Genomic DNA, 12,218 nt, shown 5'->3' on the forward strand with positions numbered 1-12,218 from the left:
ATTATCCGGCTTTTTTATGCAATTTTCTCCCTCACCCGTGAGAGAGGGTTGGGGTGAGGGCATCAGGCCGCACCCGTGCGCATTTACGCTTTCGGGTGGTGCACCCGATGGGTCAACCCGCGCAGGAAATTACGTAAAAACTGATCGCCGCATTCGCGGTAGTTTTTATGTTCCGCCGCACGCATCATGGCAGTGATCTCCGGGACAGACACACGGAATTTTTGCTCGGTCATGATCGCCAGAATATCGTCGGACTTCAGAGAAAAGGCGATGCGCAGTTTTTTCAGCACCGTGTTGTTATTAACACGACGCTCCAGCGCCAGCTCAGGGGCGGATTCATCTTTGCCGCGCTTCTCGTAGATCAAACCGTTCAGAAAGCCAGACAGGATGATATCCGGGCAGCGGATAAATCCCTCTTCCTCTTCTTTGGTCATCCAGGTATCAAAACTGGCGGACGTGGCTTCCATGTCGGCAAGCGCAAGAATGCGCACCATATCGTTATTATTTGCTTTCAGGGTGTAGCGCAGGCTACGAAGAATGTCATTACTAAGCATGAGTGCCTTTAACTGTCGGTGAAGCGATGGCGCAGTGTACCAGTTTTACAGCCCTATCGCCTCTTTCAGGCTCTTCAGATAGCGACGGCTGACCGGCACCGTCTGACCCGCCTTCAGCACCAGCTCGGCCTGACCGTTCTCCTCCAGGCGGATCTCTTTCAGATGCGCCAGATTGACCAGAAACTGGCGATGGCAGCGCAGCAGCGGCGTACGGCTTTCCAGCGTGCGCAGCGTCAGCTCGGTAAAGCCCTCCTGGCCTTCGTGGCTGGTGACAAACACCCCGCTCATCCGGCTGCTGACAAAGGCCACGTCATCCATCTGTAGCAGATAGATCCGGCTGTGGCCGGAGCACGGGATAAACTTCAGCGGCTGCTGGTTTTCCGCCAGCAGCGACACATCCTGCACGTTACGCTCCTGACGCAGGCGGTTCAGGGTCTTTTCCAGCCGCGGCTCTTCAATCGGTTTCAGCAGATAGTCGAAGGCATGCTCTTCGAACGCTTTGACCGCGTACTCATCAAACGCGGTGAGAAATACAATATAGGGCCGGTGCTCCGGGTCGAGCATCCCCACCAGCTCCAGGCCGCTGATGCGCGGCATCTGGATATCCAGAAACAGTACGTCCGGCCGCAGCTTATGCACCGCGCCGATCGCTTCGATAGCGTTGGCGCATTCGCCGACGATCTCAATATCGCTCTGCCCCTGCAGCAGGAAGCGCAGGTTTTCCCGCGCGAAAGGCTCATCATCAACAATCAGCACATTCAACATGCGTGTTCCTCCAGTGGCAGTCGTAGGGTTATGCGGGTAAAGCAGTCCGGCTCGCAGGCCACGGCAATCCCGCAATTCTCACCGAAATGGGCGCGCAGGCGTTTATCCACCAGCCCCATCCCCAGGCCACCCCCCTCCTGAGCAGAGGTATACAGCCCGGCGTTGTCTTCGATATCCAGCACCAGATAGCCGTTGTTACTGCTGGCGGTAATGGCAATTTCACCGGTACCCAGCAGCTGCGAGGTGCCGTGCTTGATCGCGTTTTCCACAATCGGCTGTAAGGTGAACGCGGGCAACTGCTGCCAGGCCAGCTCATCCGGCACAGAAAGCTGCACCTGCAGGCGGGACTGAAAGCGCGCCTTCTCGATTTGCAGATAGGCGTTCACGTGCTCGATCTCATCGGCGAGGGTGACAATTTCGGAGGGTCGCTTCAGGTTTTTACGGAAAAAGGTCGACAGAAACTGCACCAGCTGCGTGGCTTGCTCGCTGTCCCGGCGGATCACCGCCTTCAGGGTGTTGAGCGCATTAAACAGGAAATGCGGATTGACCTGGGCGTGCAGCAGCTTGATTTCCGACTGCGTTAATAGCGCTTTCTGCCGCTCGTACTGCCCGGCGAGGATCTGCGCCGACAGCAGCTGGGCAATCCCCTCCCCGAGGGTGCGGTTGATGGAGCTAAACAGCCGATTTTTGGCTTCATACAGTTTGATGGTGCCCATCACCCGCTGATTTTCACCGCGCAGGGGGATCACCAGCGTCGAGCCCAGCTTGCACTGCGGATGCAGCGAACAACGATACGGCACTTCATTGCCGTCGGCGTAAACCACTTCCCCGGTTTCAATGGCGCGCAGCGTATAGGTCGAGGAGATCGGTCTGCCGGGCAGATGGTGATCGTCACCAGTGCCGGTAAACGCCAGCAGCTTCTCGCGATCGGTGATGGCGACGGCGCTGATATCCAGCTCCTGATGCAGCACCTGCGCCACCTTCATACTGTTCTCTTCGTTAAAGCCCTGGCGCAGGATCCCTTCCGTCGAGGCCGCAACTTTCAGCGCGGTAGCGGAAAACGCCGAGGTATACTTTTCAAACATCGCCCGCTTGTCGAGCAGGATGCGCATAAACAACGCTGCGCCGACGGTGTTGGTGACCATCATCGGTGCCGCAATATTGCTTACCAGATGCAGGGCATTGTCGAACGGACGGGCGATCAGCAGGATGATCAACATCTGCACCAGTTCTGCCACCAGGGTGACGACACCGGCAGTCAGCGGGCTGAAGACTTTATCCGGGCGACCGCGCCTGACCATGATGCTGTGCACCAGCCCGCCGAGCAGGCCTTCGACAATGGTCGAGATCATACAGCTCAGGGCAGTCATCCCGCCCATCGAATAGCGGTGCAGCCCGCCAGTGAGTCCCACCAGGCCACCGACAACCGGGCCGCCGAGCAGCCCGCCCATCACCGCACCAATGGCACGGGTGTTGGCGATGGAATCCTCGATATGCAGACCCAGATAGGTACCCAGAATGCAGAAAATCGAAAACGTGACATAGCAAAGCAGCTTGTGGGGCAAGCGCACGGTGACCTGCATCAGAGGAATAAACAGACGCGTTTTACTCATCAGCCAGGCAATTACCAGAAACACGCACATCTGCTGTAGCAGCAGCAACACCAGATTAAATTCGTACATACTGGAAACCGAAAATTCTAAAAGCGCGTAACATACACTGATGCGCTGTAACTTTCTTTGAAGCAGTTCTGGAAAGATGCTTTTTCGTGTTCATCGTCACATCTTTTTCTGAACATAATCCGATTATCGCATTTTTTGTGCAAAAAAAGATCAACCCTTCCTGGTTCGACAATCTGCGACTACAGTTAATCTGGGTAAGCGCAAGCCGGGGGATAACATGGCGCTGTATACGATAGGGGAAGTGGCACTCCTGTGTGATATCAATCCTGTAACGTTACGGGCATGGCAGCGGCGTTACGGATTGCTCAAACCGCAGCGAACCGACGGTGGGCACCGCCTGTTTAATGATGCCGATATCGACCGGATCCGTGAGATCAAAAGCTGGATCGATAACGGCGTACAGGTTGGCAAAGTCAAATCGTTGCTGAGCCCGGAAAACAGCGACGAGCAGGATATCTGGCGCGAACAGCAGGAGGTCTTGCTGCGTTATCTGCAGTCCGGTCATCTTCATCGCCTGCGCGTGTGGCTCAAGGAACGAGGCAGCGAATATCCCGCCCAGACTCTTATTACCTCCCTGTTCATTCCGCTGCGTCGACGCCTGCAGTCGCAACAACCCACTCTCCAGGCGCTGCTGAGCGCACTGGATGGCGTCCTGATTAATTACATCTGCATCTGCCTGTCGACAGCGCGCAAAAAGAACAGCAAAGATGCGCTGGTGGTCGGCTGGAATGTTCACGATACCACCCGCCTGTGGCTGGAAGCGTGGATTGCCGCCCAGCAGGGCTGGCGCGTCGATGTGCTGGCGCACTCGCTGGCGCAGCTACGCCCTGAACTGTTCGATGGCCAGACGCTGCTGGTGTGGTGCGGTGAGTCCCCCACCGCCGCCCAGCAGCTGCAGTTGACCCAGTGGCAGGAGAATGGCTACCCGGTGTTCCCGCTAAACGGCAATTAATGGTTCATTAACACCTGCGCTTCACCGTATAATCGTGCCGATAACATAAGGAGCACATTATGAACGCAGCCAAAGTGGCCGTTATTACCCTGTTCGTACTCATGGCTGTCAGCGGTATCGGCGGCGTGATGCTGGCAGGCTATTCGTTTATTGTTCGCGGCGGTGTCGGCTGAGTCTGCGCGCCAGCCTTTCAAACGCGCGATCCACCACAATCGCTGCCAGTGCCACCAGCACTGCCCCCTGAATAATATAGGCGGTATTAAAACCGCTTAAGCCGATGATGATCGGCGTTCCCAGCGTGTTCGCACCCACCGTTGAGGCAATCGCCGCCGTCCCGATGTTAATAATGACCGAGGTGCGGATCCCGGCCAGCATCACCGGTGCCGCCAGCGGCAGCTCGACGTTACGCAGGCGCTGCCAGCCGCTCATTCCCATTCCTTCGGCCACGCTAATGGCCGCCGCAGGTACCGCCGCCAGCCCGGCCAGCGTCGCCTGTAAAATCGGCAGCACCCCGTAGAGGATCAGCGCGACAATCGCCGGCTGCTGACCAAATCCCATCACCGGTACCGCAATCGCCAATACCGCCACCGGTGGAAATGTCTGCCCGACCGCCGCAATGGTCTCGACCAGCGGGCGAAACTCGCGCCCGGCCTCGCGGGTGACCGCAATCCCCGCGCCAATCCCCAGCACCATCGCAAAAATACTGGAAACCCCCACCAGCCAGAAGTGGGAAAGCGTCAGGCTGAGAAAGCTCTCCTGCTGATACACCGGACGCGGCAGCGCGGGAAACAGCGTGCTGAACAGCGGTGCGCTGTGGGGCATCACCAACAGCAGAGCGATAAACAGCGCTACCAGCCACAAGAGCGGATCACGGAGCCACGTCATGCGCTGTCTCCGTATGCAGCAGATCGCGAAAATAAAGGGTGCCGCACGGCTGATTGTGCGCGTTGATCACCGGCAGCGCTTCGCAGCGGCAGGTGACGAACGCCGAGAGCGCATCCCGCAGGCTCATAACGTCACGCAGCGGGGTGGCATCGCTCGGGGCGATCTCCTCGCGCATGGATTCGCCCACCGTGCGCAGCGACAGCAGGCGCACGCCCAGCTCGCTGCGGCCAAAAAATTCGCGCACGAAGGCATTCGCAGGCTGGGTCAGCAGGGTCAGCGGCGTGCCCTGCTGCACCACTTCTCCGTGGTCCATCAACACCAGATGATCGGCCAGCCTTAGGGCTTCGTCGATATCGTGGGTCACCAGAATAATGGTGCGCCCGAGCATACGGTGGATGCGGGTCATCTCCAGCTGCAGCGCTCCGCGGGTGACCGGATCGAGCGCGCCGAAGGGTTCGTCCATCAGCAGCACCTCCGGGTTAGCCGCCAGCGCACGCGCCACGCCGACCCGCTGCTGCTGGCCGCCGGAAAGCTGGTGCGGGTAGCGCTCGCGCAGCACCGGCTCCAGCCCGAGCAGGGCCATCAGTTCATCCACCCGATCGTTGATTTTTTGCCGGGACCATTTTTGCAGCTGCGGGACGGTGGCAATGTTGCGCGCCACCGTCCAGTGTGGAAACAGGCCAATCGACTGAATGGCGTAGCCCATCCGCCGACGCAACTCCAGCACCGGCAGGCTGCGGATCTCCTCCCCGGCAAAGCGGATCAGGCCGCTGTCATGCTCCACCAGCCGGTTGATCATCTTCAGGGTGGTGGATTTACCCGAGCCTGAGGTGCCGATCAGCACCGAAAAAGCCCCTTCAGCAAAGGTCAGGTTCAGGTTGCTGACCGCAGGCTGCCCGGCAAAGGTTTTGTTGACGTCATGAAACTCAATCATCGGAACTCCTTTTTAGCAGGGCAATCCACAGCGCAAACAGGGCGTCGATCACCACCGCCAGCGCAATGGTCGGTATCACCCCCAGCAGCACCAGATCCAGGGCGCTACTCAGCAACCCCTGGAACACCAGCGCGCCAAATCCCCCTGCCCCAATCAGCGCCGCAATCACCGCCATCCCTACCGTTTGCACTGCCACCACTCGCAGGCCGCGCAGCAGTACCGGCAGTGCCAGCGGCAGTTGGATCTGCCAGAAGCGCTGGCGGGTATTCATCCCCATCGCGTCGGCGCTCTCCAGCACCTCGGCAGGCACCTGGCTGAGCCCGGCCAGCACACCCCGCGCCAGCGGCAACAGGGCATACAGTACCAGCGCAATCAGTGCCGGTGTCATCCCGGTCCCGGCAATCCCCAGCGACGATAGCCATGGCCAGGCGTGGGTCAGCCCGGCCAGCGGTGCAATCAGCAGGCCAAATAATGCCACCGAGGGAATGGTCTGAATGACGTTCAGCACCGCGAACACCGGCCCCTGATAGCGCGGTTGGCGATAGCAGAAAATCCCCAGAAACACGCCAATGAGTAATGCCGGACACAGCGTTCCCAGCAGCAGGATCAGATGCTGCGACAGCGCGTCATTAAAGACATCCTGGCGATTGGCATACTCCTTAAGTAGCGACAAGGCGTTGAGTTCGCCGTGAAACAGTATCAGCAGCGGCAGGATCCAGATTTGCGCCTGCAGCAGCCAGCGCCAGAGCGGCTGCGGGCTGAGTCGGCGGATAACATCGCTGCAGGCCAGCAGGCACAGCGCCAGCCACAGCCACAGTCCGCTACCCACGCCAGTACGCGCCAGCGGGCTTTCGCTGCTGGCGAGATGTGAGGCGGCAAGCCCGGCGCTCCAGACCAGCAGCGTAAAAAGCAGCTGGCAGACCACCAGCGTCGCGACCAATGCCCAGCGCCCGCGCGCCAGGGATAACCCCAGCAGCAGGCATAACGGCATCAGCAGCAGCGCAGGCGAAAACGACCACACCTGCCAGGCGGCACGCCCTTCCCCGGACATCAGCCGGTTGGGGGCGAAATTCACAAACGGCAGCGCGCCTGCGACCACGGCAATCAACGCCAGCAGCAGCAGGACGCGGTTATGACAGCGTATTGGCACGCATCCGTCCTGGGGCTACTTCACCAGCCCTTTTTGCTTCAGGTAATCTGCCGCCACTTTTTTGGCATCCAGCCCTTCAACGGCAATGCTGGCATTCAGATGCTGCAGCGTTTTCTCGTCCAGGCTGGCAAATACCGGCTTCAGCCACGCGTCCAGTTCGGGATAGGCTTTCAGCACCGCTTCGCGCACCACCGGGGTCGGGGCATAGATCGGCTGGACGCCTTTCGGGTCGGTCAGCGTTTGCAGGCCGAGCGCCGCCACCGGGCCATCGGTGCCGTAGGCCATCGCCGCATTCACGCCGGAGGTTTGCTGGGCCGCCGCTTTAATGGTGACCGCCGTATCGCCGCCCGCCAGCGACAGCAGCTGGCTCTGATCGAGCTTGAAGTCGTAGGCTTTTTCAAACGCTGGCAGCGCATCCGGGCGCTCGATAAACTCGGCCGAGGCGGCCAGCTTAAAATCGCCTTTGTCTTTCAGGTAGCGGCTGAGATCTTCAAGTGAGGTGAGTTTGCCCTTTTCCGCCAGGTCTTTGCGTACCGCGATGGTCCAGGTGTTGTTGGCCGGGGCCGGAGTCAGCCAGATCAGGTGGTTCTTTTCGGCATCGAGTTTTTTGACTTTCTCATAGCCATTTTTGGCATTTTTCCACGCCGGATCGTTTTCATCTTTGAAGAAGAAGGCCCCGTTGCCGGTGTATTCCGGGTAGATATCCAGCTCGCCGGAGGTGATCGCTCCGCGCACCACCGGGGTGGTGCCGAGCTGGACTTTATTGACTGTTTTCACGCCATGGCTTTCCAGCACCTGCAAAATGATATTGCCGAGCAGCGCGCCTTCGGTATCGATTTTTGACCCGACTTTAATCGGCTCCGCCGCCTGTAAAGGCAGGCTCAACGCCGCCAGCAGCGCCGCCGAACCCATGATCCCCTTTGAGAGTGTCATTCTGCTTTCCTCGTTATTTTGCCGCCTTTTTCAGAGGCTTGAGAGAAAAGCGTAGTCGATATCGCAGGTTTTAGCGCGAGTCGGGCAGTTTTAACGGCAGGGTCAGCACGCTGGCAGCAAAGTACAGAATGGCGATCGTCCACAGCGTCCCCTCGATGCCAAACGGCGCCACGCACAGGGTGACGATCAGCGGCCCGACAAAGTTGCTCAGGCCCGATCCCAGGTTGAGGCAGGAGATGGCCGCGCCTTTGTTATCCGGGAGCAGCGACGGGATCAGCGCGCTGAGCGGCCCAAAGGCACCCAGTCCGATGGCGTACAACGCCAGGGCACAGAACAACGCGGTTTCGCTGTTGCCAAACAGCACCGGGGCATAGCAAACCGCCAGCATCGCCAGCCCGCAGAGGGTGCCGGAGAACCAGACCACCGTATTGCGCCAGCCAATGGTGTCGCCCAGCCAGCCGAAGAAGTAGTTAGCGAAGATGTTGACCACGTTCACCAGCCCCCAGATAGTCAGCCACTGGGCGATGCTGAAGCCAAAGTGCGGCAGGTAAACCGGCATCAGGATCACCAGCGAAAACTTGCCGATGTCGTTGATGGTTTTGACGATCACTGCGAGGCGCATTTTCGGTTCGCGTACCAGCACCCTGATCCCTTCGCTCAGCGCCGCGCCCATGCTACCGCCCTGCGCCACCTCGGGGCGATCGCGGTTCAACACCAGCGCGCAGAATGCCCCCAGCACCACAAAGACAAAGCCGCTCAGCAGGGTCACGGTTTCACCGATCGCCGGCAGCATCACCCCGGAGTACCACGGCCCGACAATGGTCATCCCCACGCCAAAGGCAATCCAGAACCAGGAGACCGCACGCCCGAGAATGCGCGGCTCGCAGCGCTGGGTAATCCACACCAGAAACGAGTAGGCAAACAGCGGGTAGGCCACGCCGCGCAGGGCATAGCTCGCCACCATCAGCGGGTAGTTCCCCTGCGGCAGAGCATAGCCGATAAACGGAATCGATCCGACAAAGTAGACCACCGTTGCTGCCCACATCAGGCGGCGCAGGCCCAGCACGCCTGCGCCAATCCCGGAGAACCACGACACCACTGCCACGCACAGGCCAAACACCGACGACAGCAGGCTGATGTGGAAGGCGTCGAAGCCGCGGTGTTGCAACATCGCGGCCAGCCAGCTCTGCTCGATGGTGGCTCCGGTAATGAAGAGAAAAATCCCGATAAAGCCCCAGCTCAGTTCGCGGGGGAGTCCCAGCCTGGCCCAGAGCCCGTGCTGAATGTAAACGCTGTGTTCTGTCATTTTGCTTCGTCTTGAGCAGACCGGGCCCACAAGCCCGGTCCGGGTTGGAGGGTCAGGCGTTGGTCAGTTGCGCCGAACTCTGGCGCGCCAGCATCCGCTTGCGGTTGAGATAGCCGACGCTGTTGTCACCCCAGCAGTGTTCGTACGGCATCCCGGTCAGGCTTTCGATAACCAGGCGGTTTTGGGCGCTGACGCTGGCTTTGCTGCCACCCTGCTTCAGGCGCGCCACCTCTTCGTTAAGAATGGCGTGCGTGCGGCTGTTCACGCGGAACTGGAAAGCCGACCAGATCCCCCACAGGGTGAGGATCACCGGCAAGACAATCATGATCACCATGATCATGTTGATGGCCGACTGCGGCTGGGCACTCTGGCCGGAGACAAAGCCGGACATCTGCAGCGCCACCCCGACGAGGAAAATCGACAGCGCTTGCGAGGCTTTACGCAGCAGGCTCATGAAGCCGGCGAAAATCCCCTCCCGACGCTGGCAGGTGAGGATCTCATCCACGTCCGCCACAAAGGTGTAGTTGTTCCACGGAATGGCATAGATCCCGCCGCGTGCCAGACCGGCAACCGCCGCGCCAACATACAACAACATCATGCCGCGGGTTTCACTGAAGTACGCCGACACCAGCAGCGCAAACGCCACCAGCGCCATCGACGCCTGAGTAGCAAAGGCGCGGGACGGGGAGTAGCGCAGAGTCAGCCAGGTGGCAATGCCTACGCCAAAGAACTGCAGCGCGTTGATGACGCCAAGCAGGTTCGAGGCCATCACCGACGAGGTCATCAGGGCGAAGACCACAAAATAGGTAAACACCGAGTTGAAAATATCCTGTGCCACCGAGCCGCCGAGGTACATCCCCAGATGAGAACGGAAGGTTTTGATTTTCAGGGTCGAGACGAAATCGTAATAGATAGGGTAGACGCGGGTCGCCAGCGGCATTTTCTGTTCCTCTTCATCGTGGACTTCGCTCTGCTGGATCTCCTCGAGCGAGCGTTCCCAGGTCCCGAAATAGACAAAGAACAGAACGATCATAAACGAGACGGTGAAGATGGCCCCGGTATAGAAGAACGAGTCGGACGACTCCGGGCCGAAGTAGGAAACCAGACGCCCCGGCAGGAACGCGGCGGCAAAACCGGCCAGCTGGGCAATGTACATCCGGGCGCTGGTGAGCTTAGAGCGCTTGTTGAAATCAGAAGTCATCTCTGCCGACAGGGTGTCGTAAGGGATGATGATCATGGTGTAGACGATCTCAAACAAAATGTAGAACAGCAGGTACATCCAGTAGTTAAAGCCCTCGACCCACAGCAGACTGTAGACCGACACCAGCGGAATACTGGCCAGCAGGAAGAAGCGGCGACGGCCAAAGCGACGGCCCAACGCGGTTTTGTGGAAGTTATCGGAAACGTAACCGATGACCGGACACATGATCACATCGACAATTCGCGCCACCGCAAACAGCGAACCCGCCTCGATCGGCGACAGACCGCAGAAGGTGGTTAAGAAAAACAGCAGCCAGGCGCTGACCAGCGTAAACGCGCCGGAGCCAATCACGTCGGCCAGTCCGTAGCAGACGTAGTTACGCAGTTTTATTTCACGCACGTTTTTAATCATTTTCGGTTCCCTGAATGTGGCGGATAAACCCGGACGGCCTCGTCATCCCAGCCTGCGGGAAGCGGCTGCGGCCGGGTAATGGTGAGAGCGTTAAGCTGCAACCCCTGCACGCCGGTGGCATACAGCGCGGGCAGGCCGTGTGGATAGGGCTCAACCCCGTGCGCCCGCCCGGTTTGCGGGTTGACGAGGTACGCGTTATCCAGCCCCATGCCGGTCGGGCGTGCGGGATTGCACGGCGGGCGCACGTCGTAGCTGCCCTGCTCGTCGCTCTCGCTCAGCCGCTGGGAGAAGGTCAGGCCGTTGAAGGTGATGTCGCTAATCGCGCCCGGCATGTCGCTGTGCAGGTTAATCGCCCCTTCGCCGCTGCCGCTGAGGTTGGAGAAAGTGACCTGGCGTATCGGTCCCGGCGTGATGTGCGGGGCGCGGTGACGCACCGAAACAAACACCGGATCGGCTTTGCCCCAGTGGCACGGATCGCCGTGGCGGCAGTCGAAGAGGATGTTGCTGAACAGCATCTGGCTGAACTGGCCGCCGTCGCGAGAGACCAGCCCGATGGCGCGGTTGGAGTCAACAATGACGCAGTTGCTCACCACGATGTTGCGGATATCGGCGAAGGTCTCGGTCCCAACTTTGATCGCACAGCTCTTCGAGCGGATGATGCAGTTATTGACCGTGACGTTCTCTGTCGCCTGCTGAAGTTCCGCCGCTTTGGCGGTGGTTTTCAGGCAGATGCCGTCATCGGCGGCACTGAAATAGCTGTTGCTGAGGTGCACGTGCTGGCAGCTGTCGAGATCCAGCGCATCGGTATTGGAGAGCGTCAGATCGTTATCGATGGTGAGGTTGTTGATAAACACATGGCGACAGCTGACCAGATGCGCAGTCCACATCGGCGCATCGCAGATCGTAATATCACCGATGCGTACCTGTTGGCAGCCCTCCAGCACCAGCATCCGCGGGCGATGGGTTTTCGGCTGGCGATAGCCCTGGACATCCGGCTGTGGCGCAAACCAGGCGCTGGCGTTACCGTCGATGCAGCCAGCGCCGCTGAGGGTGAGATGCTGCGCATCGCGGGCGTACAGCAGCGCCATCCGCGACAGCTCCGCCATACTCTGCGTTTCGGCGGCCTGGTAGTCGGCCTCCTGCGGGCTGGCCAGCAGACGTGCACCCGCCTCCAGGTGCAGGGTGAAGTTTGACGGCAACACCAGCGTGCCGATCAAGTAAGTTCCGGGTGTCACCACCAGCGTACCGCCGCCCGCCTGCCCCAGGGTATCGATTAACCCCTGTAGGGTGTGGGTGACGAGGGACAGACCGCTGCGGTCGAGGTCGATGTCGTCTAACGAGAGCTTCATGTGGGTACCTGTCAGCTGTTAAGTGACGGGCATTTAACGCCGTTTCAAGGCACGGCTCGTGCGCGGTTTCCGGGGATTTTTAACGAACAGTGAAGA

At 59.6% G+C, this 12,218-nt stretch carries 12 protein-coding genes; 2 read left to right on the forward strand and 10 right to left on the reverse strand.

Features of this window, described 5'->3' with window-relative positions:
- Nucleotides 1-83: 83 nt before the first annotated feature.
- Genes M8013_RS15905 through M8013_RS15915 form a run of 3 tightly spaced genes read right to left on the reverse strand, consistent with a single transcriptional unit; the run spans nt 84 to nt 3,001 of the window.
- Entirely contained in the window at nt 84-554 is a 471-nt protein-coding gene (locus tag M8013_RS15905; RefSeq protein WP_271268764.1) for a YehS family protein, read from the reverse strand.
- Nucleotides 555-599: 45 nt separating this feature from the next.
- The gene (gene btsR, locus M8013_RS15910) at nt 600-1,319 is read right to left on the reverse strand and encodes a two-component system response regulator BtsR (protein ID WP_271268765.1); all 720 of its coding nucleotides are present in this window, start codon (nt 1,317-1,319) and stop codon (nt 600-602) included.
- Nucleotides 1,313-3,001, reverse strand: coding sequence for a sensor histidine kinase (locus tag M8013_RS15915; protein WP_271268766.1), 1,689 nt, complete (start codon nt 2,999-3,001; stop codon nt 1,313-1,315). The genes btsR and M8013_RS15915 overlap by 7 nt, the downstream gene beginning before the upstream one ends.
- Before the next feature lie 217 nt (nt 3,002-3,218).
- Here M8013_RS15915 and mlrA point away from each other — a divergent pair, with 217 nt between their 5' ends.
- Both mlrA and M8013_RS15925 read left to right on the forward strand, forming a co-directional pair.
- Nucleotides 3,219-3,953, forward strand: a complete 735-nt coding sequence (mlrA, locus tag M8013_RS15920; protein ID WP_271268767.1) for an HTH-type transcriptional regulator MlrA — start codon at nt 3,219-3,221, stop codon at nt 3,951-3,953.
- Nucleotides 3,954-4,012: 59 nt separating this feature from the next.
- Nucleotides 4,013-4,126 (forward strand): protein YohO, encoded by a 114-nt coding sequence (locus M8013_RS15925; RefSeq protein ID WP_271268768.1) that lies wholly within the window; start codon nt 4,013-4,015, stop codon nt 4,124-4,126.
- Here the strand turns inward: M8013_RS15925 and M8013_RS15930 are convergent.
- From M8013_RS15930 to M8013_RS15960, 7 genes are all read right to left on the reverse strand, one after another.
- On the reverse strand, nt 4,101-4,838 hold the full coding sequence (locus M8013_RS15930; protein ID WP_271268769.1) for an ABC transporter permease: 738 nt from the start codon (nt 4,836-4,838) through the stop codon (nt 4,101-4,103). The genes M8013_RS15925 and M8013_RS15930 overlap by 26 nt on opposite strands.
- A complete protein-coding gene (locus tag M8013_RS15935) occupies nt 4,822-5,772 on the reverse strand; it encodes an ABC transporter ATP-binding protein (protein WP_271268770.1) in 951 nt (316 codons plus the stop codon). Before M8013_RS15935 ends, M8013_RS15930 begins: the two co-directional genes overlap by 17 nt.
- On the reverse strand, nt 5,765-6,922 hold the full coding sequence (locus tag M8013_RS15940) for an ABC transporter permease (protein ID WP_271268771.1): 1,158 nt from the start codon (nt 6,920-6,922) through the stop codon (nt 5,765-5,767). The genes M8013_RS15935 and M8013_RS15940 overlap by 8 nt, the downstream gene beginning before the upstream one ends.
- Before the next feature lie 15 nt (nt 6,923-6,937).
- Nucleotides 6,938-7,855 (reverse strand): glycine betaine ABC transporter substrate-binding protein OsmF, encoded by a 918-nt coding sequence (gene osmF, locus M8013_RS15945; protein WP_271268772.1) that lies wholly within the window; start codon nt 7,853-7,855, stop codon nt 6,938-6,940.
- Nucleotides 7,856-7,925: 70 nt separating this feature from the next.
- Nucleotides 7,926-9,161 carry an MFS transporter gene (locus M8013_RS15950; protein ID WP_271268773.1) on the reverse strand — a complete coding sequence of 412 codons (1,236 nt, stop codon included), beginning with the start codon at nt 9,159-9,161 and terminating at the stop codon, nt 7,926-7,928.
- A 52-nt stretch (nt 9,162-9,213) separates the two neighbouring features.
- Complete coding sequence (locus M8013_RS15955) at nt 9,214-10,773, reverse strand: MFS transporter (protein ID WP_271268774.1); 1,560 nt, start codon at nt 10,771-10,773, stop codon at nt 9,214-9,216.
- On the reverse strand, nt 10,770-12,122 hold the full coding sequence (locus tag M8013_RS15960; protein WP_271268775.1) for a glycoside hydrolase family 28 protein: 1,353 nt from the start codon (nt 12,120-12,122) through the stop codon (nt 10,770-10,772). Before M8013_RS15960 ends, M8013_RS15955 begins: the two co-directional genes overlap by 4 nt.
- Between the last annotated feature and the right edge of the window lie 96 nt (nt 12,123-12,218).

It is taken from the genome of Silvania confinis, assembly GCF_025564085.1.
In the GTDB taxonomy this organism is placed as follows: Bacteria; Pseudomonadota; Gammaproteobacteria; order Enterobacterales; family Enterobacteriaceae; genus Enterobacter; species Enterobacter confinis.